This window comes from Methylomonas sp. Uni0011 (genome assembly GCF_056850255.1).
On the sequence record NZ_JBVVNO010000017.1, the window covers coordinates 26,412 to 47,357 of the forward strand.

A 20,946-nucleotide genomic window follows, 5' to 3' on the forward strand; every position below is an offset into this window, starting at 1 on the left:
GGTCAACAACAAAAATAACGAGGGGAAATTATGAATTCGAAGTTAGTACTTGCGGCGACTGTCGCCGCCCTGTTGAATACGGGTAACGCATTCGCAGATTGGGATTTTGGCGGCAAAGGTATTGGCGCAGCTTGTAAAGGCTTGCCCAGCCACGCTGCGTTAAAAGCTGCCTTGAATCAGGCCGTCAGCACCGAAAGCAGCGGTTTGAATCTGCATATGTGGGCCACTATCGTCAACCGAGACGGTGTAGTTTGTGCCGTGGCTTATTCCGGTGGCAACCGAGCCGCGCAATGGCCTGCCAGTCGGGTGATTTCGGCCCAAAAAGCCAATACCGCCAATTCCTTGAGCCTGGATTCTACCTCGGCTTCGGCCGGCTCGGGCAGACAGTTGGGGCTGGCGTTGTCGACCGCAAATTTATACTCTGCGGTGCAGCCTGGTGGTAGTCTGTTTGGACTACAGGAAAGTAATCCGGTGAATGCGGAAGTGGCTTATGGCGGTAACTCAGGCCTTTACGGCACGCCGGTCGACCCGATGGTCGGCAAAAAAATCGGCGGTGTCAATGTGTTTGGCGGCGGTCTTGGTTTATATGCGACAGGACAAGCCTTGATTGGCGGTATCGGTTTGAGCGGCGACACATCGTGTGCCGACCACAATATCGCTTGGCGAGTCAGAAATAATTTAGGTTTGGATCACCTTCAGGGCGTAAACGGCGTCAGCGGCGATGGGCAGCGCCCGGATAATATCGTTTACGACATCGGGGCCGACGGTAAGAGCGCCGGTGGCTTTGGTCATCCGACTTGTATAAACGTCTCTAACCCTTCGGAATTGCCGGCAGTCATTCCATAGGGGGATCCCAGCCAGAAATGGTTACGGGCCTATAGCGGTCAATCGCATGGGCCGTGAAGGTGCCGTGGAAAGCGGCACCTTTCTTACATCCCGGAAATGGTTTCGGTATTGGTTTGGTCTGGTTTTTTGCTTAATGCACATTCCGGCAATCCGGGGCATTTTGCTATTGAAGTAAAAACCAGCTGATTGTGGTCGCGAAAGCTGGGCGACCAAAATCCAGGGTATAAATGTTTTATTGATTGGCCTGTTTTCTAAACGCGCCAATAAAATTTAAATAAATACCGGACGGTAACCAAGCGGGAATAATATATCTCAGATCAGTAGGTTTAAACTGGCCGGATATAAAAGCTTTTCTAAATAATATTTGGGCGCCGCCCAATTCGCCGGCCCAGTATAATTCATACGCTTGATATAAAATCTGCTCATAAATCAATTTATTGCAGTTCTGCTTGCCAATGGATTCTTCGATGCCTGGAAAGTCTTTTAAAAAGGCTTTTTGTACGCCAAGATGATTCAATATTGCGCGCAAGCGATTACGGGTAATCTGTTCGCCTTGTTTATGGTGATAGTAAGAAAGAACTTCCGGAACCCGGACTATTTTGCCGAATAACGCGATTCTCAACCACATGTCAAAATCCTCTGCGGTAAACCAGGCATCGTTAAAACCTTTGACGCGGTCTATCTCTTGTTTGCGGGTAATGACGGCGTGGATCGGCCAAGGGCAGCTTTTTAACAGAATACTCGCCTTATCGGACGTTTCGTAGTCCGGCGGAATATATGGCTTGCAGCGGTCGGCTGCTAAGCCGATATTCTGCCAGCCGCAATAGGCAAGTTTGCAATCCGGATTTTGTTCTAGGCAGCCGAGGAGTTTTTCTAAAAATTCCGGGTGCCAAGTGTCATCTGAGTCTAGAAAAGCAATAAATTGGCCAGAGGCTGCTTGAATTCCGACGTTACGGCTTTGCGCCGGGCCGGAGTTGGGTTTGAATATCGACTTAATATTGGGATAAGTAGCTTCCAATTCGTTGATGACTTGTCTGGAGTTATCTGTTGAGCCGTCGTCAACGATAATTAACTCGAAATTCTTAAAAGTTTGGTTGTAAACGGAAGCAACGGAGTTTTTGATCGTGAGAGCCGAGTTGAAACATGGCATTACTATGGAGACAAAAGTATCCCCTGTTTTTGAGTTGTTATTTACTGCCACGGCGTTTAACTCGGCAACTCTATAACTTGACTAGTTTTCGTAATGGGTGAGTTCTTCTTTGACAATATTCAGATAACTCAGGCCGTGTAGTTGATCTGGTTCCAGATAATTGCCTTCAGCCCATTCATTCCAGGCTTTGACAAAAACAATGCGTTTTTCGGGGGGATTTTTGGCAATTAATCCAAACGCTTGGCGTAATAGCTTCCTGAATAGCTCGGGCGTTGATCCATGCAGTACTAAGCCGTTTTCGTTGGATCGCGGAGTGTTATCCCAGTTTGGTAATACGGTCGGATAGTCCGGAAAGCTTGGTGCCGATTTGCGAATCAGGTTATCCATCACCTCAGCATAGTCGTATACGGTCAGCGAGGATTTTTTTCCCGCAATAAACCGCAAGATTTTACGCATGATATATCGGGTGGGTAAGTGACCATCTTTTGGCGGCAAAGGCTGCCACGTCGAAGCATCGAGCCCGACGCTGGTCGGGTCCCAGTCCTGGCGCATTCGATAATTCACTCCAACCAGATACAGACCAGCCAATCCGGCGGCGGCGGCTAATTCTCGCCAGTATGCAATTACGTTTTGCAGATCGGGCACGTCCATTGGACTAAAAATCAAAAACAGAGGTTTGCCTTCGACCGTGATGTAACGTGGGTCTTTGAAGGCATTAAGCAGCCATTCAAAGTGCTGCTTATGGTCTTCCATGCCTGGGTAGGTCTGCTCGATTAAAGTTCGATCAGCGGTGCCTTGCCAGATGTTGTTCCAACTATGATTTGCCCAACACAAGCAAAATGGGAAATCGGGTTCGCCGCTGGCGAGGATCTCGTTGACCGGCCGCTCAAGGATGCGTCGGCCGTCGCCGAACCAGTAGTGGTAGTAGCAAAACCCCTCAATTCCGTATTCTTTGGCAAGTTCGGCTTGAGCGTGGCGCGCTTCGGGTAACCGTAGGTCGTAGAATCCGAGGTCGGCCGGCACATGGGGTTGGTAATGGCCGGGGTATAGCGGCTTGGCTTTAGCGACGTTGGTCCATTCTGTGAACCCTTTGCCCCACCACTCGTCGTTTTCCGGGGTAGGATGAAATTGAGGTAAATGAAAAGCGATAAGGCGTGGACTGGTCTTCATAAAATGTTAAACAGAGTTGAATTTTGCAAGTATGGCTCGCCAGGCTGACACGATTTCTTGTTCTTCAAGCGCCAATGAATAAGTCTCGCGAATAAAATCAGCCGCCAGCCGACCTTTCTGCGCCATGGTTTCGGGGGCCTGCCGGTAGGTTTGTATGACGTGTTCGACAGTTTTCGCAAAGCCTACTATATCGCCTTGCTCGATAGGATAAGAGAATTCAGGTTTGAAAAACTCCCGGCCCCCTCCGCCGTGGAAGCCGATCACGACACAACCCGATGCCATAGCCTCTGCTGCAGGTAAGCCGAAGCCTTCGGGATAACCGAAACTCAAAAAGACGGTCGAGTCGCGGTAAATTCTTGCAACTTCTGCTTGAGGCAAGTTAATGAAAGGGACGATCTCGAAGTCTTCAAGCGCACCGCGAAACTTCAGAATGTTAATCACTTGCATCGCGTCTTGCTGATTTTTGATGCGGGAAAAACACAATTGTTTTTTCTTTTTCTCTTGATAATAAAAGGTATTAGGATCGATAGAGAGTCTAAACCGGTAGAGCGATAGTTCCGGAAAAGCATGGCGTAAATAATCTTCACCGTCCTTCGAATTCACCAGCGTGGCAAGCGTATCGGGGTCGTGATACGGGCTTATCAGACGATCTTTGTTCAACGAGTAACCGTTAAAGGTCAGATAGCAATTTTGGTTTAATACGACTTTTTTTATGCCTTTGCCGTAAGCCCACGCCAAATCCGGTCCGTACAATTCCGGTATAGCAATAATGTCGTCTGAGCCGATCGTGCGACTTTTGCCGCCTTTGATGTGCAACTCAACGACCTGATCCGGCTGGAAACGGCGTTTTACCTTGCCGTGAAGACGATCGATGATCGAGCCCCGCCAATACACAATTGGCGTTTTATTTTCGAACCACGATACTCGAAATCCGGGATTGTTGTGCACGACGTAGGCCGGGATGCCGTTACGGTTCAATACGTCGACATGCTGATATATGACTCTTACCCCCCCTACGGGAGTGTTATGTTCCGGACAAAGATAATAGATAGTCACGAGGTTAGCTCAATTTCGAGTGTTAGCGTGAGCAAAGCCAGCGGCTCGCTCTGGCTGTTAAGATGGTTATGCCGATCCATTTGAGTCGGTTTGCTTGAAACGCCACATTACATGTTTGTCCAACATGTCGATGCATCGTCTTTTAAAACCAGGGAGTCCGAAATAGTTAAATTGCATTTCGGCGTTTTTTAATGCCTTGGTATCGCTAAGCTTGCTGTGTTGCCGCCGTGATAAAAACGATTTTTCTTCCAGAATTAACGCCAAATCGTTCATAAATTCGATTTGCTCCGACGCGGCGTGATAGGCCCGAGCATCAGCAGTCGCTTGGCGGCCGATTTTTTCGCGAAGTCCCGGATCGGCGGCTAATTTTTTCATCCAGTCGGCGGCCTCATCGATATGGGGTTCTGCCCATACTGCGCGTTTGCCGAGTCGGTCAGGGCCATTGGCGGCCATGCCGGTATAAGGCACCAAATCAAATCCTACCAGACACGAATTCGTGTGCCGCATGAACGACATGTTACCCGACCAGGCGGTTGCTATCACAGGCTTGCCTAACGTCATACATTCTAATGGTCCGAGTCCCAGTCCTTCCGCACGGTGCATAGAGACAAATACGTCACAGCTGGCATACAGGCTTAACACATCCGGGTAGCTCAGCGACTTGGGGATAAAATGAACACGGGGATTACCAGCACATCGTGATTTTAGTTCCTCTACCAATCGCATGGGGTTGCAACCCGGCGTAGTGACTTCCGCGTTATTTAATTTCACGACTAAATGCGGCGCGTCCGAAGCTTCGGAGTTGCCGGGAAACGCCTGCAGGAAAGCATCGACAGCACCAAATGGGTTCTTGCGGGCCGGGTCATGATGCGGATCGAAACTGGATACAAACAGAAGCTTATCGTGAGGCAGTTCAAATTTAGCGCGGTCTGCGTAAATTCCGTCAGGCAGGAAAAGCGGGTGTATGCAGTCGAGCGTCAATACATCCGATAAATTAGTATCAAATACATGTTTAACAAAGTGCGATCCGGCCAGTACCACATCAAATAAACGTAGCGCTTCCCGGAAGCGTTTCGGTAGCACTGTTTCTTCGCACCAGATCAATCCTACATTGAGACGATTGGCGGCAAACAAGCCCTTCGGGGGATGCAGAAACAGGTTTGGCAATTGTCCCATCGATAGAAAGAACAAATTGATCGAGTAGGGCAGTTGTATCGGGTCGTCAACTGTAAGATCCTGGTACTCATGCACCCGGGCATTGGGAGCGCGCTTGTAATCTATATCAAAAATCGATACTGGAATTTGCCGATTTAAAAATAGTTTTACAAAATGCCTGGCAGTTATTCCCAAGCTTACGTTACTGCTGACGTAGCCGATAACGTTGATGCCAAAATTACCGTTCATCTGAGTTAATTTGTTTTATTGAATCGCCATAGCACATAACGATTGAGAGTGTGATAAAACCAGCTACGAAGAATGCGGCTTTTGAGTTTTAACCATGGTACCTGGGTTTGATCGATCTGGCTGAATACCTGATTAATTTTGACTTTCACCACCGCTTCTGAAAAATTATTTTCCAGAAAATTTCTGCCGGATAAGCCGATTTCGCTATGCCGCCCCGGATCGTTGAGTAAACTTAATACGTGATCGGCAAATTCTCTGGGTGTATCGCCAATCAATATTTCCTTGCCTGGAGTAAGCCCGAAGCCTTCTAGCCCAATCGAGGTCGTGACGACTGGGAGGCCGAAGGACAGCGCTTCGCCAATTTTGCCCTTTACACCGCTCCCGTAACGCAAAGGTGCTACCGAGATATAGGACTCTGTCAAATAAGGGTGCATGGATGGCACGTGGCCCAAAATCTCGATGGGCCCGCCGTGAAGATTTTTCACCGTCTCCGGGTAGCCTTCGCCGATTACTTTAAAACGAACCTGAGGGGCTTGTTCTAATATTAGCGGCAAGACCTCGTTGGCAAAATATAACACTGCGTCACTATTAGGCTCATACTGGCCCCAGCCTACAAACATCAATACGTTTTTATCTCGCGCCGCAGTAGGAATATATTCACCCATAGGATGAATATTTGGAATGATAGCGAGTTTATTGGCGGGGAGTTCTGGTGCTAATAACTGACGCTCCTGTTCAGAAACGACAATAATGAAATCAGCTTTCCTATAGGTGGCAATTTCTTCCCGCTTAACTTTATTGGCGAAATCTATATCGCTCTGTTGTTTAGTCAATCGGGCACGTGACATATATCGGCCGAACTGAACGTCTACAGAGTCTATAATCAATTTCGCTGTCGGCGCCCAATCTCTTACTGCTTGAATATTTTTCGGGGTCGCCAGTACATAGAGAACGAATACCACCGAATCGTAATTTTCAGCCTGTAAGGCCGGCACCAATCCGTTATCGCAAATACCGACGCCTTGAGACACCAAAGTTTGTCGATAAAGCGACACCGCGGACTCTCCTAATTCGTTGACCATGTAGGGGACATCCAACGGGCAAAGCGATACTTGGTGAGACTCCGTCAGTATTTGAATCAAGCGAGAAAACCTGAGTTCGTATGAGGAACGGTCGAATGCTGGGTAGGAGTCAGAGACGATCAGTATTTTCATGCGCTAAATGACTCGGTAAAGAATATATTTGTTGAGATATCGATCCGGCAACTAAAGTTAATGTTTTACCCATGGCGGTATGAATTCGCTCCAGTATTGATCTTCATTTTTTGCCAATCGCTTGATAATCGGTCTGAGAAATCTAATAACAGGATTCTGGATAATTGCTTGGTAATTTTTCTCGTACCAGCAGTATTTATTGATTATATCTGTTAGTTGTTTTTCGACTTGCTTTTTACCACCATGTTGAATGATAACCATCGCACAATCTAGAAGCATAAGTTTCTCAAAAGCTGTTGTTTTGGCATTAGGATGACTTAAAGCTTCAGAAAGAAGGCTGTCAGTGCTGATAAATTTAATTCCATTTTCCGCCATTCGCAGCCATAAATCCAGATCCATCGCGATGTGGATAGATTCATCAATCGGACCAACCTGCTCCCAAGCCGCGCGAGAAAATGCGCTAGACGGTTGCAAAAAATTGCCGCCATTCATCCAGCTATATAGGCTATTCAGATCGATTGTTGGATTAGGTTCAATGTAATAAATTTCGTTGCCAGACAAATCAACAATTCTTCCTGAGCCAACGACCATACCAATTTCCGGATTGTTCTGGAATGTCTTAGAGAAATATTCAAGAGTGCCAGGCAGGTACCAATCATCCGAATTTAGCCAAGTAAGTATGTCGCCGGTGGCTTTTGCCATGCCTTTGTTTATAGCATGGCTTTGACCTCTATCAGGCTCGCTAACCCAATAAGCTAAATAGTGCTCGTATTTTTTTATGACCTCAATTGTGTTATCGGTACTTCCACCATCAATTATTATAAACTCCAGATTATGATAATCTTGTGATATTACAGATTGTATAGTTTTCTCAATAAATTTACCTTGGTTAAAGGTGGGAGTTACTATCGTTATTCTTGGTAATTTATTCATTTTTTTACTATTGAACCTTTGAAGCCTCTAAGTTAAGGCTAATTAGGTATTCTTTGTTATTAAACGATAGCTTCTTTGATGCCCAGTCTTCAAAATTATGAAATTGACTTTCATGCGGATTCCATTCCGTTATGTCTCCAAAATTATGTGAAAATAATAGGTTACTTAAATATTTTTTGTTATAGACTTCATGGTGAAAATTTTCTGGGTAATCTTGTCCGCCCATAAGGGAGGGCGATATGTATTCTATTTGGTGATTTGTATCGTTATAAATGGCAATGATGTGATCGAAATCCGGTACGGATATTCTTAATTTTCCTTTGGGTTTTAATATGCGATGCATTTCTTTGAGGACTAATGATATATTTTTCCTAGGGACGTGCTCCAATACGTGACACATGTAGATGAGATCGACAGTATTATCCGGAATCATCCATAGGCGGAAAATATTGCGAGTCACTATATGGACATGACGATATTTTCTAGCATCAATATTGATAAAGTCTGGGGCGTTTATGTCGCCGCAGCCAATGTGTAAAAGTAATTCTCCGTCTTGCGTTCTCGGGTATTTCTTTTCTCTTGCAAGCCAGAGTGATTGTCGAGCGAAGTTGGCAATATTGTAAAATTTTGATCCAATTATATTTTTAAGTCTTTCGATTCGCCAATGCATTTTATTTATTGTCCATTGTTGTCAAGAAATTTCCATTTTCCGTTTAAATTAATAAATCCTTCCGTCATGCTTTGAGTTCTTTCGATATTTGAAGTTTTAACTTGGAAGTTAATTACGCCTTCTTCATAGAAGATATTACGCGCTATTTTTCCGGCCTCAATGCCGATACGAATTGAAAAAACACCGGGTAATAGAGGAAAGGATGGTATTTCAATGGCCAATATATATTGACCTGGATACAGTATTTTGTTTTTAAACTGAGACTCGGTGATTTCTGTGGCAAGATAAAGAAAGTCTGTGGTATGAATTCCAAACCCGAAGTTTGGGTTTTCAAGTGTTTTGTTGACTTTAAAATTCAAACGAAATGTTATATTTTCATTGGTATTGATGCTTTCAATTTTTTCACCGCGATCGTTAATTATTTCAACGGCATTTAGTTCGATATCCCCAGAAAGCTCTTTTCGAGCTCTGCTTGATGAATGGTGGCTTTGCTCTTTTATTTTCTCGTCGTTTTGCGCATAAAAAAGGCCACATATTTCCGCCGGGTTTCCATCCGCGACAATTTTACCGTGATCCATGAGGAGCACTCGCTTGCATATGCGTTCGATTTGTCGAATGTTGTGGCTGACAAGTAAAACTGTTTTTCCTTGATGAATTATCATGTCTTCCATCTTATTGAAGCATTTCCGTTGAAACGCTAAGTCGCCGACTGCTAAAACTTCATCGATAATTAGAATATCCGCATCCAGACTGGTGGCGATGGAAAATCCCAGCTTTACGGTCATGCCGGAGCTGTATCGTTTTACAGGGGTGTCAATAAATTTTTCCAATTCGGAAAAATTAATGATTTCGTCCAATTTTTGTTGAATGACTTTTTTCGGAATACCCAAAATAGAACCATTCAGGAAAATATTTTCCCTGCCGGTTAATTCTGGATTTACGCCTGCGCCCACTTCGATAAGCGGGGCGATACTACCTCTTACCACAACATTGCCCTTTGTAGGCTTGCTAATATTGGCGAGGTGTTTGAGTAGAGTGCTTTTTCCGGCGCCGTTGTGTCCGATAATGCCAACGACTTCACCTTCATCAATAGCAAAGTTCACATTGTCGAGGGCTTTAAACCGCTCGCGACTAATTGTAGGCTGAAAACTTAGGCGTCGTATTGCGTTGACGGCAGTTTCTTTCAAACTGGTAAGGTGTCCGAGTTGATATTCTTTGGTCAGATGATTGACTTCTATAATGGCCATATAGTGGAATTTGAGTATTTCGATTCTAGTAAGTTATCGACCTATTAGATAACGTCTGCAAACCAATTTTCAGCCCGCTTAAAAAACCAATAGCTAAAAGGAAGCACAGACAAAGTTAATATCAAACCTGGGTAAAGTGCTTGAAAATCCGGGTCAGATGCTCCAATTAGTGTGCGCTGAAAACTATCGATTATTCCAACTAATGGATTTATAGTGTAAAGGGTATACAACTTCTCCGACCACTCTCCGGCTGCCTGCTCTATAAGTAGTTTCTTTTTAACCAGGCTTAAGGGATAAATCACCGGTGAGCCGTACATCAATAACGATAGGCCGATTGGTATGGCTTGCGCGATATCGCGGTAGTAGACATTCATCGCTGCGCCGAAAAAACTGATCGTCAAAGCCACTACCATGGTATACAGCACAAAAACCGGCAGCCAGAAAGCATATATAGTAGGCAAAATTTTGTAATAGATCATCATTCCGGCCAGTATTACAAAACTAACAACTAGTTCTACTAGTTTGGTCACCATTGCTGTCAACGGAAAAATTTCCCTTGGGAAATATATTTTTTTAATTAAGGCTGCGTTCGAGGTGACGCTGTTTACACCTTCGGAAACGGATTCCTGAAAAAAGACCCAAGGTATTAATGCCGCAAAGGTAATTAAAGGGTAAGGTAATCCACCTGTCTCAATACCTACGAAACCCTTGACTAGCGTGAATACCAACATCAGCATAACTGGTTTTAGTACCGCCCATAAAATGCCAAGGTAAGCCTGTTTGTAGCGAATAACTATATTTTTGTAAGTTAGAGCGGCTATTAGCTCTCTATAGTTATAAAGGTTTTTGATTATTCTGAACATCTCGAATGGTATGCGCTATAAGGTATATTAATCAGCTTTTTGGGTTTTTTTCAGTTTAGAAAGACGTTTCAATAGAGGCTTAGAATCCGGTTTCTTTTCTAAGCCTTGTTCCAGTATATTGATCGCCTCGTTAGGTCTGTTCAATTTGATATATATATCGCCTAGCGCTGCATAAGGCATCCAGGTTTTCGGGCTACGCTCGATACTTTTGTGATAGTTGTCGATAGCCGCTTTGTAGTCCTCCAATCCTTCGTATGCTTTGCCGATGTCGTAGTACATTTTAGGGATCAATACAAAATCCGACACCATACCGTGCTTAAACGGAAAAACCATTTCGTTGATGGCCTGTTTCAGATAACTGACTCTTTCCGCACGGTTGTTGGTTTTCCAGGCCAGGTTATAGGTAAATAATCCTGCACAATAATGGTGAATACCGCCGTTGCCTGCCAGCCTTTTTTCCCACATCAAGGCTCTTGGCGTGCCTTGGGCACCTTCCTGATGCATTTCTTTGCAGAAAATAGGCAGCCCCATATAGTCTAGATCTGTTTGAGGAAATTCTGCTTTAGCAATGATCGGTAAAAGTCCGATACACAGCATAAATGTTTTTAATGATTTTTTGGCAAACTTTATAATTCTCATTATGTATAAGCTTTATAAGTTGTAAAAATAACTACTGTTTTAGTAATTTAAAGTAAATTGACTCTATACTTGTTGTATGAGTTTTTATAGAGAATAATTTAAAGGCCTTTTCTTGCGCGTTTTCCCCAAGCCGTTCGGCTAAGTCAGGTTTTTGGTAAAGTTCAAGTACGGCATTACGAAAGCTTTCGGAGTCACCGGCGCTAAATAACAACCCCGTTTCTCCGTTGTCCAGCATTTCCGCGCCGCCACCGTGGTTCGGGCCGATTAAAGGTCTGCCCATTGCCATGGACTCGATAACTACTGTGCCTAACGGTTCAGGCGCTGTCGATGCCGACACGACCACATTTAAACCGTTGTATACGCTTTCCATCTGCCCGATATGGCCGGTGAAAATAACAAAATTTTTTAAGTTTTCGTTATTGACTCTATTTTTCAACATTTCTTCATATTTAGAGCATTCTTCCGGCGTGCCGCCAATAATTACCATTTTTAAATTTGGAATTTTATCAGATAGCTCTTTGGCGGCATCCAAAAATAATTCCTGGCCTTTCCAGGGAATCAGTAATCCTACCAGTCCGACTACAAAATCATTGGTGTCTATATCAAATTTTTTACGGAATGTGTTGCCGTCAGCCTTTAAATCGAGTTTTTGTAGTTCTATCCCATCATAAACTACGGTTATTTTTTCCCGGGCAACCATTAGTTCAGAAGTCATTCTGTCAGCGACCCAATTAGAAACAGATACAAAGTGGTCCGGAATTTTGTAAAGGTAGCCCGCCAATTTGGAATAACTAGGGTTTTCGCGCACATGGCAAACACACGGTTTATGCAAAATTTTAGCGGCCAGCAAAGCGGCGCGGTTGCAAACTGGGTCATTGTTGGCGTGAATCAGGTCTGCTTCAAATTTCCAGGCAATCCAGATAAGTTGCAAAAAGAACGGCATAAAATTGAGCAAATCATCAGCGCGAGCGATGATTTGCGTGGCGATAAATCTTAAATATCGGTTGCTTGCAAACACTGGTTTGCGTTTTACTAAAGCACGCCATGCGCTAATGTCGAAATGGCGGTCTTTTATATGTTTCCAAACAGCCTCGCTTGCTATTTCTTGGTATTGAGCAGTTGCGCGTCCAGTAACAACGATCGGATAGAATTGGCTACGATCAAGACATCTCACTAAATGGCGAAGACAAATTACGGCACCACCATAGCCAATGCCATTTTCAACGAATAATATGCGTTTCGGTTTGACTGCACCGTTCATTTAACCGGAATGTCCTATGGCTGTTATAATTAAAATGTAATTTAGGGGTTAATTTAATACTTGTTTTAAACTACGTAATTTTATTATCAAGTCTTTGGGTAGGTTACTTAACGTTAAATACTTCAGAGAGCGGAGGGTGAATTTTTGTTTCATACTTTTTAAAAAATTCACTCGGGCTTGGTCGTGTTCCAAGTTGATAAAAGACCAATACCCTAGCGACCAGTACGCGTTAGCTACCATCAAATTAGCGTCTATTCCCTGAGCGCTTAATTGCGGCCCAGCAAATTCGCGGATCGAGTTCATGACTTTGATTAGGTCTGCCAGCATAGGCCGGTTTGCTTGGGTAGCATTGTTGCCGTGTTGGCGGCGTAGCATCAGTACCTCGGGCACACAGCTGATAGCATGAACGGCAGCAACTTTTGCCCACATCTCCAAGTCTTCGCCAAAACGAATTTCTTGATTGAATCGCCCGGATGAGATGATAGTTTCACGGTCAATCAGGACGGTACCTGTCGGAATGAAATTTTTTTCGACAAGTTTGGCCAATGCGTTTGGTATTGGGCAACCCGCCAAGTGATGAAAATAATCAAACAGTTGGTGCTTGGCTAGTACCGATTTGACCGTCATGTTGTCGTCTATATCGATCTCAGCCATATCGCCGGCTACTAGTTTCAATTCTGGATGTGCGATCAGAATCTGTTTTTGCAGCGCAATTTTGTTGGGGACCCATTGATCGTCGGCGTCCAAAAATGCGATCCAGTCTCCACTTGCCAGTTCAATGCCTTTGTTCCTGGCGGCGGATGGACCCTGGTTTTTTTGTTTGTAGTAGATAATGTTTCCGGGCAACGCTCTCACGATTGCTTCAGTTTCGTCGGTCGAACCGTCGTCGATAATAACGATTTCCGCTACGGGCTCGGTCTGGGCCTGAATACTGGCGACGGCGGCACTGATGAACTTGGCGCTGTTGTATGCCGGGATGACTGCGCTGATTTTCATTAGTTTTCTTCGTTACCCTTATTTGAGTCCAGTTTTACAGATTACCCAAGCAGGAAGGCTTAGTCCTGTGACGTATCCGATCAAGGCCAATTTTCGATGACGATAGTATAGACGATATAAGAATGCGCCCAATTTTCGGTGACTGCTCGCCATCTTCAGGCCAGGCCACCGCTTGCCGTTAAAACGGTTGGTAATTTCAGGCGAAGGATCTAGTAGCGATTCCCCGAGTTCGGCCGAGGACAGAAAGCGGACTCGCGGAAACATCCCGGCAATAGCCGACATCAACTGATCCAGCCCGGCAATCGCAACGTTGCATTCTGTTTCGGAACGAGTGAAGTTGTAACGATGAGTCGAGATACTGATCGGCGCTGCTTGCCGATAAGCAATTTCAGCCTCAGCCACAGCGCTCGCAACGGTGTTTTTACCGTCAACGGGTTCGTACATGACGTTGCGGACCAGATAAAATTGGCCGAAACGGGTTTTGTTCCCGACCCGGATAATCGGCGGATCCTGTCGATATCGGCCGGATTGGTCGCGGCCGGTGCAACGGTAGCCTGCGGTTTGAATTGCAATGATATTGCGATCGCGCCACTGTTGTTCGATAAGGTCGTTCCATAGATAGCAGGGCGCGACCGTAGTCACGCTGGGTGCACCGAACATACGCTGGAAGCTGGCGGTGGCAAGTTCTATGATGTTTTGCGCCTCGGCCGAGTCGACGGATGACGTCGGTAATGCGCTGCCGTCCACGTAATGGCCTTGTAGCGGCGAATCCAGTGATTCCCAGTCCCACCAGTCGGAGGTGGATTTGGCCGCGGTTAAGCGCGGGTCGTTTTGCTGGCATAATCTGGCAAAACCGGCTCCGTTCAGGTGTTCCAGACCGTGTAATTGCGGAGTCAATAGATCCCGGGCGATGCCATCTTTCAGTGCTTGGTAGATTGCCGGAAAATCGGCATCCAGCATTTTTCGGTGATATTCACCGTCAACGGCTATTTTTTCTATGTCGGGAACCGCCAACACCATGTCGGCAGTCAGGACAGGATTGCGTCCTACCGCGTCTTTATGCTGATCCAGCATATTTAGCAATTGGTTGAGCCGGTCGGCATGAAACTCGCCGCCTGGCCCCCAATCGTCGCTCTCAATCAATACCGGCGTGTCGGCGAAATAGGCTTCGTTCCAGGTTGCAACAAACAGATCCTTTTTCCAAACCCATAAGCAGGCGATGCAGACCGACCAGAAACCTAAAATAAACAGAATTGCCATATTTTCAATCGATAATTAAAGTGCCGCGGTAGCAAGCTATAACGGGCTACACTTTCATCCTAGCAGAGATTCATGGTCTCGCGGAACCGTGATAGCCTCGGGAAGGATTCCGGATGCATTGTGCGGCCAATTTTAGTGTTATGAATCGTCTATTTGTTCAGTACGGGGTGATGATGCGCAAAAACAGTGGTTTAGATCGGGTAAAAGCGGAGAATTTTTTATGACCGATAAGTCAGGTTTACCGCAACATTGGCGTAGACCGTTGGCAGGAGTGCTGGTGGTTACGCTGGTTACGCTGGGAGTGTTCGCGGATACATGGGCATCTATCGTTGCAATTTGGTCGCGTTCAGAGACCTTTACCCATGGCTATTTAGTAGCGCCGACGAGTTTATGGCTGATCTGGCTGCGGCGGCGGCAATACCGCGATTTGCGGGCGGAATTCAGTTGGTTTGGCCTGATTTTGTCCATCGCGGGTGGCTTTATGTGGTTGGTGGCAGACTTGGTCCACGTCTTGGTAGTACAGCAATGGGCGGTGGTTGGAATCCTGATCAGCAGTCTGTGGGCGGTGTTGGGAATCGGCGTGATATCGAGTATGCTTTTTCCCATTCTGTTCTTGTTTCTGATGGTACCTTTCGGCGAAGCCTTTATTCCGCCGCTGATGGACTACACCGCGACCTTTGTCGTCACGTTACTGCGTTTGACCGGGATTAGCGTTTACCGGGAAGGCTTGTTCTTTACGCTAACCTCCGGGAATTGGTCTGTGGTTGAGGGCTGTAGCGGTTTACGCTATCTGATATCGTCTTTTACTCTGGGAACCGTTTACGCCTATCTGAATTACAACAGTTATAAAAAACGCGCAGTGTTTATCGCGGTTTCTTTTCTGGCACCTATCATCGCAAACGGATTCCGCGCTTATATGATCGTCATGATCGGCCATTTAAGCAGCATGAAACTCGCGACCGGCGTGGATCACATAGTTTATGGCTGGGTATTTTTCGGAATCGTCATGTTCGCGCTGTTTTACATCGGTTCGTTTTGGCACGACGCCCCAAACAGCTCCGAAATAAGCGAGAAAGAAGAAGGGCCGTTCGATGCCGAAGTTGCTTCAGAGCCCCGTTATCAGTGGTTCGGTTTCGCGGCAATCTTGGTGTGTCTGACAATTTGGCCGCCGATTTCTCATGGTCTGTCCGGCTTGCAAAATAGCAATGTAGTAGTGCCGGAGAGGTTCAGTCATCCCGCGCTCGATACTTGGCTACCGGCTGATCCGCCGGATTGGGGTTGGGAGCCGAACTTCAAAGGTGTGGTCGCCGAATCCAGAACATTTTTAAAAGACGAGCAAGCCGTCGTCGGCCTCTATTTCGCCAACTTCGGCGACGAAAGCCAAGGCGGCGAATTGGTAAACTCGCAGAACTATTTGGTCCCGCAAAAACATAAGATTTGGCGGATGCTGCGCGACAATGACTATCCGGTCGATTGGGGCTCCGGCTACTCAATCGTTGTCGAGGAAGCGGTCTTGAACAGTAGCCAGCGAGAATTATTGGTATGGCGCTGGTATCGAATCGGCGATAAAAATACCGACAATGCCTATTTGGCAAAGTGGTGGCAACTGCTCAAGCGCTTAACCGGCGATTCGGCGCCGGAATTGCAGGTTGTGGTTTACACAGAACTAGCTAATCAAGAATTGGATACGGCGCGGGATAAGTTAAAACAAATAGCCGTGGCGTGCTGCAGTTGATTAGGGCGAACGGGATCGACACAGTCGACCCGCGTCACTAGTCCGCTTGACGCTGCAGGCCGCGCGGATGTTAGACTAGCAACACCCTTATTTAAAACTTTGTGAAGGAAAACTTATGATACCGGTAATTTTGTCAGGCGGTTCTGGAACCCGGCTTTGGCCATTGTCGCGCGGCCAATATCCCAAACAATTTTTGCCTTTGGTTTCCGGTGCAACCATGATCCAGGAAACCATGCTCAGGCTCGACGGGTTGGCCGGTTTGCAGCCGCCGATCGCGGTGTGTAACGAAGATCACCGCTTCATGATGGCAGAGCAAATGCGGGAGATCGGTATCAAGCCGGCGGCGATTATATTGGAGCCGGTAGGCAAGAATACCGCGCCGGCGGTAGCCATGGCGGCGTTGAGTGCCGGTTCCGAGGACGACATCTTGCTGATCTTGCCGGCGGATCACGTCGTGGCCGATCGGCAGTCTTTCCATCGTGCGGTGGTGCAGGCCGAACAACTGGCGAAGCAGGACTTGTTGGTCACCTTCGGTATTGTCGCCAGCGAACCCGAGACCGGTTACGGTTATATCAAGCGCGGTGAGGTGCGTTACGGCGAGGCCTATAAAGTCGATGCCTTTGTCGAGAAGCCGGATTTGCAGACCGCGCAACGCTATCTGGAATGCGGCGAGTATTTTTGGAACAGCGGCATGTTCGCGTTCAAAGCCGGTTGTTTCTTGCGCGAACTGGAAAAATTCAATCCGCAAATGTTGGCAGTGTGCCGGGAAGCATTGAAAGCGGCCAAACCTGACCTGGACTTTGTGCGGTTGGATAAGGAAATATTTGCGACATGTCCTTCCGATTCGATCGACTATGCGGTGATGGAAAAAACCGACAAAGCCGCGGTGATTCCGTTGGACGCGGGCTGGAACGACGTCGGTTCCTGGTCGGCACTATGGGATGTCACCGCCAAGGACGAAACCGGCAATGCCATCAAAGGCGACGTCTTGACTGTCGATACCCGTAATTCCTACATCCATTCCGGCAACAAATTGGTGGCAGTGATCGGCGTCGATAATCTGATCGTGGTCGAAACCGACGACGCAGTGATGATTGCCGCCAAAGACCGGGTTCAAGACGTCAAGGATGTCGTCGACCAACTGAAAAAAGCCAAACGCAGTGAAGCCAACGTGCACCGCAAGGTTTATCGGCCTTGGGGTCACTACGACCTGGTCGACAGCGGCGACCGGCACCAAACCAAACGCATCGTGGTCAAGCCCGGTGCAAAATTGTCGGTGCAGAAACATCACCATCGCGCCGAGCATTGGGTGGTGGTGAAAGGGACCGCCTGGGTCGAGAAAAATGGCGAAAAAGTTCTGGTGTCGGAAAACGAATCGATTTACATCCCGCTCGGCGTGATTCACAGTTTGGAGAATCCGGGCGTGATTCCGCTGGAAATGGTCGAAGTCCAATCCGGCAGCTATCTGGGCGAAGACGATATTGTGCGCTACGAAGACCAGTACGGACGAATCTAGCGCCATTCGGTAATAGTCACGCTAAACTTCCGATCAACGCCGCGCCGGCTTGGCGCGGTGACCTGCCTAACATCCGATAACGTTCGGTAATCGTTTTCCCGGAGTTGCCCTTGTCTCTGCAAACGGTCAACGACCTTTTGAAAAAACACAAGCTCGTCGAGGGCATGTTGCACAACCAGCCGATGCCGCGGCGCAAGTTGATTACTGCGCTGGTGCAAAAGCAGCACATGGTCGAATTGCGCAGCCTGTTGGCGCGGCTCACGGCAATCGAAATCGGCCAGATCTTGCACGCCTTGGAGTTGGAGGATGCCCGCCTGGTCTGGGAGCAGGTGGAGGAGAACCGGCAGGATGACGTGTTGTGGGAGCTTTCCGATACCTTACGCGAACAATTGGTCGGCGACCGAGAGCCGCATTGCGGTGTCGGCCAAATGAGCGCATTCGAACTGGTCGAGGGCCGGTTATCCAAAGTGGCGATCACCTGTCGCCACGATTTGTACGAAATCAAACCGATCTGGATCGACTTATTGGCGCCGACCAAGGCCCAGCGCCAACTGATCGGCCAGCATTTCGGCTTGGAATTGCCCGATCCGTTGGATTTGACCGATCTTGAGGCCAGCGCCCGGTTCTATGTCGAAGACCAGCATGAAATCCATATCCATTCGGATTTTTTGTTGGACCGGGAGGGCAAGTCGCGCAGCGTGCCGGTAGCCTTCGTTTTGTCGGGCGACATGCTGTTCTCGGTACGCAACGAGGAGTTGCCGGTATTTCGGCTCCAGCGCTTAAGGGCGAGAACACAGCCAGGCTTTGTCTCGGATTCCAAGGATATGCTGCTAGATTTATACGGTGCCGAGGCTGAATATTCGGCCGACGCGCTGGAAAATATTTACGAGCAACTGGAGAGCGTCAGTAAAAAAGTACTAAGCCAGGATATCAGCGACGAAGAAGCTGCTGAGATATTGACCGATATTGCCGAAGAAGAGGATTTGAATGGCCGTATCCGCCGCAATATGCTGGATACCCAACGCGCCGTGTCGTTTTTGATCCGGCGTAAATTGTTGAATCCGACCCAGTTGGAAGATGCACAGCAAATCTTGCGCGATATCGAGTCCTTGAATAGCCATACGGCATTTTTGTTCGACAAAATCAATTTCTTGATGGACGCAACCGTCGGTTTTATTAATATCAACCAAAACAAGGTTATTAAAATCTTTTCGGTCGCTTCGGTGGCAATGTTGCCGCCTACCTTGATCGCCAGCATTTACGGTATGAATTTCGAGTATATGCCCGAATTGAAATGGATGTTGGGTTACCCGTTTGCGTTGGGGTTGATGACTGTTTCTGTGCTATTGCCTTACGTATATTTCAAACGCAAAGGCTGGCTTAGATAAAAAATCACGGAGTGCGTCACAGTTTGTTGGCTCAAAACCACAAACTGCGACAATATGTCACATTTAAAATCGACAATTCGCCAACTATTATTAACCTAACTTTTTCGGTTTGGTTTGACAGCTAAAAGTTGCGTTATATTTCTTCCTATTGCTCTGAGGCGATTATCCACTGGTAATCGCCTTTTTTTTGCCCGAAGAAATTAACTGACCGGTTTGAATTTTACCGACTTGATTGCATTATCGTCGCGCTTGACGATCTCAATGACGTGGCCGTGGAGCTTAATGCTGGTGCCGGGCTCGGGGATGGTTTCCATATATTCGATAATTAAGCCGTTGAGGGTTTTTGGACCTTCGGTCGGCAAATCCCATTGAGTGACGCGGTTTAGCTCACGGATGGTAACACCGGCATCGACCAAGTAACTACCGTCTTTTTGCGCTTTAATATCCGGTTCTTCTATCGCCAACTCGCCGACGATCTCCTGCAACAGATCGTCGAGCGTAACCAGTCCCAATACGTCCCCATATTCGTCGACTACCAAGCCGATCCGCAATTTTTCCGCCTTGAAAATCTGCATTTGCTTATGAATCGACGTGCTGGCCGGAATGAAAAACGGCTTGGCCAAGCTGTTGACAATGCTTTGCTTGTCTAAATCGGCGTGGCTAATGCGGGATAGGGCGGTGCGAATATGCAAAAATCCGATCACCCGGTCGATATTCTTTTTGTAAACCGGCAGACGGGTATGTGGACTGGCTTGGAGCTGGCGAATGATATCTTCGATCGATTCTTCCAAATCGATGCCGACGATCTCATTACGGTGGGTCATGATATCGGTCACGCTGGCGGATTCCAGATCCAGAATACTCATCAGCATATTGCGGTAGCGGGCCGGCAGTTGGTGGTTGGCTTGAGACACTAGGCTTTTCAACTCGTCCTTATTCAAAGGCTCGGCAACTTCGCCCAATTTTTTACGTTTGATCCCGAAAATGCGTAACAGGCCGCTCGATATCAAATTGATGGTCCATACCACCGGATAAAACAATTTCAATAACGGGGGATAAATCCAAGCCGAAACGAATGCCAGCAATTCCGGCTTTAGTGTGCCCAGAGTTTTTGGGGTAACCTCGGAGAATACTAAAATGGCGAAGGTCAATAGTCCCATCGCGGCAGGAATGGCCTGATTACCGCCGATCCGGATTGCAATCACCGTCGTCAGCGCAGCGGCCAGAATATTGACGAAATTGTTACCAATTAAAATCAGGCCCAGCACTCGTTCCGGCCGTTTTAGCAGGCGATGGGTTTTAACGGCGCTTTTATGTTTTTTTTTGACGAGGTGCTGCAACCGATAGCGGTTAAGCGTCATCAACGCTGTTTCAGAGCCCGAGAAAAATGCGGATATCAACAATAATACCGCCAGTATACCGAATAGTATACTTAGGGAAATTTCGTTCAAAACAAACGTACTCTGGGTTATGTAACAAGAGCTTAGTTTCTATGCTGGGCAAAATTTGTCAAGCTGAAAACCGCGTGCCGATCCGAAGCATTTGCCGGAGATTGAACTAAACTACATCAACTAGACGGCGCAATCGGCTGAAATCCG

At 47.0% G+C, this 20,946-nt stretch carries 18 protein-coding genes; 4 read left to right on the forward strand and 14 right to left on the reverse strand.

Going from position 1 to position 20,946, the window contains the following annotated elements; genetic code table 11:
* Positions 1-30 precede the first annotated feature (30 nt).
* The gene (locus AC0IM9_RS16265) at positions 31-846 is read left to right on the forward strand and encodes a GlcG/HbpS family heme-binding protein (RefSeq protein ID WP_278211859.1); all 816 of its coding nucleotides are present in this window, start codon (positions 31-33) and stop codon (positions 844-846) included.
* Between the two features lie 232 nt (positions 847-1,078).
* On the opposite strand, the gene AC0IM9_RS16270 is transcribed toward AC0IM9_RS16265, so the two are convergent.
* The 13 genes from AC0IM9_RS16270 to AC0IM9_RS16330 form a co-directional block, all read right to left on the reverse strand.
* Entirely contained in the window at positions 1,079-2,047 is a 969-nt protein-coding gene (locus AC0IM9_RS16270; RefSeq protein ID WP_482804689.1) for a glycosyltransferase family 2 protein, read from the reverse strand.
* Positions 2,048-2,077: 30 nt separating this feature from the next.
* Positions 2,078-3,166, reverse strand: coding sequence for a glycosyltransferase WbsX family protein (locus tag AC0IM9_RS16275; RefSeq protein ID WP_278211861.1), 1,089 nt, complete (start codon positions 3,164-3,166; stop codon positions 2,078-2,080).
* 6 nt (positions 3,167-3,172) lie between these two features.
* Positions 3,173-4,144: a glycosyltransferase gene (locus tag AC0IM9_RS16280; protein ID WP_482804690.1), complete on the reverse strand. Its 972-nt coding sequence runs from the start codon at positions 4,142-4,144 to the stop codon at positions 3,173-3,175.
* A gap of 144 nt (positions 4,145-4,288) precedes the next feature.
* Positions 4,289-5,626 carry a glycosyltransferase family 4 protein gene (locus AC0IM9_RS16285; protein ID WP_482804691.1) on the reverse strand — a complete coding sequence of 446 codons (1,338 nt, stop codon included), beginning with the start codon at positions 5,624-5,626 and terminating at the stop codon, positions 4,289-4,291.
* Positions 5,627-5,631: 5 nt separating this feature from the next.
* Complete coding sequence (locus tag AC0IM9_RS16290; protein ID WP_140911218.1) at positions 5,632-6,840, reverse strand: glycosyltransferase family 4 protein; 1,209 nt, start codon at positions 6,838-6,840, stop codon at positions 5,632-5,634.
* A 57-nt stretch (positions 6,841-6,897) separates the two neighbouring features.
* Positions 6,898-7,773 carry a glycosyltransferase family 2 protein gene (locus AC0IM9_RS16295; RefSeq protein WP_445370629.1) on the reverse strand — a complete coding sequence of 292 codons (876 nt, stop codon included), beginning with the start codon at positions 7,771-7,773 and terminating at the stop codon, positions 6,898-6,900.
* 7 nt (positions 7,774-7,780) lie between these two features.
* Positions 7,781-8,443 carry a class I SAM-dependent methyltransferase gene (locus AC0IM9_RS16300; protein ID WP_445370628.1) on the reverse strand — a complete coding sequence of 221 codons (663 nt, stop codon included), beginning with the start codon at positions 8,441-8,443 and terminating at the stop codon, positions 7,781-7,783.
* A gap of 5 nt (positions 8,444-8,448) precedes the next feature.
* Entirely contained in the window at positions 8,449-9,690 is a 1,242-nt protein-coding gene (locus AC0IM9_RS16305; protein WP_445370627.1) for an ABC transporter ATP-binding protein, read from the reverse strand.
* Between the two features lie 44 nt (positions 9,691-9,734).
* On the reverse strand, positions 9,735-10,553 hold the full coding sequence (locus AC0IM9_RS16310) for an ABC transporter permease (protein ID WP_140911222.1): 819 nt from the start codon (positions 10,551-10,553) through the stop codon (positions 9,735-9,737).
* Between the two features lie 27 nt (positions 10,554-10,580).
* The gene (locus AC0IM9_RS16315; protein ID WP_140911223.1) at positions 10,581-11,192 is read right to left on the reverse strand and encodes a tetratricopeptide repeat protein; all 612 of its coding nucleotides are present in this window, start codon (positions 11,190-11,192) and stop codon (positions 10,581-10,583) included.
* A 31-nt stretch (positions 11,193-11,223) separates the two neighbouring features.
* Positions 11,224-12,453 (reverse strand): glycosyltransferase family 4 protein, encoded by a 1,230-nt coding sequence (locus AC0IM9_RS16320; protein ID WP_482804692.1) that lies wholly within the window; start codon positions 12,451-12,453, stop codon positions 11,224-11,226.
* A gap of 48 nt (positions 12,454-12,501) precedes the next feature.
* Complete coding sequence (locus AC0IM9_RS16325) at positions 12,502-13,449, reverse strand: glycosyltransferase family 2 protein (protein WP_482804693.1); 948 nt, start codon at positions 13,447-13,449, stop codon at positions 12,502-12,504.
* Positions 13,450-13,467: 18 nt separating this feature from the next.
* Positions 13,468-14,709 (reverse strand): hypothetical protein, encoded by a 1,242-nt coding sequence (locus tag AC0IM9_RS16330; RefSeq protein WP_482804694.1) that lies wholly within the window; start codon positions 14,707-14,709, stop codon positions 13,468-13,470.
* Positions 14,710-14,929: 220 nt separating this feature from the next.
* On the opposite strand from AC0IM9_RS16330, the gene xrtA reads away from it, so the two are divergent.
* The 3 genes from xrtA to corA all read left to right on the forward strand — a co-directional run bounded on the left by xrtA (position 14,930) and on the right by corA (position 19,348).
* Positions 14,930-16,444 (forward strand): exosortase A, encoded by a 1,515-nt coding sequence (gene xrtA, locus AC0IM9_RS16335; RefSeq protein WP_482804695.1) that lies wholly within the window; start codon positions 14,930-14,932, stop codon positions 16,442-16,444.
* A gap of 115 nt (positions 16,445-16,559) precedes the next feature.
* Positions 16,560-17,960: a mannose-1-phosphate guanylyltransferase/mannose-6-phosphate isomerase gene (locus AC0IM9_RS16340; RefSeq protein ID WP_482804696.1), complete on the forward strand. Its 1,401-nt coding sequence runs from the start codon at positions 16,560-16,562 to the stop codon at positions 17,958-17,960.
* Between the two features lie 110 nt (positions 17,961-18,070).
* Positions 18,071-19,348 (forward strand): magnesium/cobalt transporter CorA, encoded by a 1,278-nt coding sequence (gene corA / locus AC0IM9_RS16345; RefSeq protein ID WP_445370621.1) that lies wholly within the window; start codon positions 18,071-18,073, stop codon positions 19,346-19,348.
* Positions 19,349-19,548: 200 nt separating this feature from the next.
* On the opposite strand, the gene AC0IM9_RS16350 is transcribed toward corA, so the two are convergent.
* Positions 19,549-20,799 carry an HlyC/CorC family transporter gene (locus AC0IM9_RS16350; protein ID WP_482804697.1) on the reverse strand — a complete coding sequence of 417 codons (1,251 nt, stop codon included), beginning with the start codon at positions 20,797-20,799 and terminating at the stop codon, positions 19,549-19,551.
* Between the last annotated feature and the right edge of the window lie 147 nt (positions 20,800-20,946).

What these genes read in the sequence shown, in the direction of transcription:
- AC0IM9_RS16265 (WP_278211859.1), top strand. Translation starts at nt 31, where the DNA reads ATGAATTCGAAGTTAGTACTTGCGGCGACTGTCGCCGCCCTGTTGAAT.
- AC0IM9_RS16275 (WP_278211861.1), bottom strand. Translation starts at nt 3,166, where the DNA reads ATGAAGACCAGTCCACGCCTTATCGCTTTTCATTTACCTCAATTTCAT.
- AC0IM9_RS16285 (WP_482804691.1), bottom strand. Translation starts at nt 5,626, where the DNA reads ATGAACGGTAATTTTGGCATCAACGTTATCGGCTACGTCAGCAGTAAC.
- AC0IM9_RS16290 (WP_140911218.1), bottom strand. Translation starts at nt 6,840, where the DNA reads ATGAAAATACTGATCGTCTCTGACTCCTACCCAGCATTCGACCGTTCC.
- AC0IM9_RS16295 (WP_445370629.1), bottom strand. Translation starts at nt 7,773, where the DNA reads ATGAATAAATTACCAAGAATAACGATAGTAACTCCCACCTTTAACCAA.
- AC0IM9_RS16300 (WP_445370628.1), bottom strand. Translation starts at nt 8,443, where the DNA reads ATGCATTGGCGAATCGAAAGACTTAAAAATATAATTGGATCAAAATTT.
- AC0IM9_RS16305 (WP_445370627.1), bottom strand. Translation starts at nt 9,690, where the DNA reads ATGGCCATTATAGAAGTCAATCATCTGACCAAAGAATATCAACTCGGA.
- AC0IM9_RS16310 (WP_140911222.1), bottom strand. Translation starts at nt 10,553, where the DNA reads ATGTTCAGAATAATCAAAAACCTTTATAACTATAGAGAGCTAATAGCC.
- AC0IM9_RS16315 (WP_140911223.1), bottom strand. Translation starts at nt 11,192, where the DNA reads ATGAGAATTATAAAGTTTGCCAAAAAATCATTAAAAACATTTATGCTG.
- AC0IM9_RS16320 (WP_482804692.1), bottom strand. Translation starts at nt 12,453, where the DNA reads ATGAACGGTGCAGTCAAACCGAAACGCATATTATTCGTTGAAAATGGC.
- AC0IM9_RS16325 (WP_482804693.1), bottom strand. Translation starts at nt 13,449, where the DNA reads ATGAAAATCAGCGCAGTCATCCCGGCATACAACAGCGCCAAGTTCATC.
- AC0IM9_RS16330 (WP_482804694.1), bottom strand. Translation starts at nt 14,709, where the DNA reads ATGGCAATTCTGTTTATTTTAGGTTTCTGGTCGGTCTGCATCGCCTGC.
- xrtA (WP_482804695.1), top strand. Translation starts at nt 14,930, where the DNA reads ATGACCGATAAGTCAGGTTTACCGCAACATTGGCGTAGACCGTTGGCA.
- AC0IM9_RS16340 (WP_482804696.1), top strand. Translation starts at nt 16,560, where the DNA reads ATGATACCGGTAATTTTGTCAGGCGGTTCTGGAACCCGGCTTTGGCCA.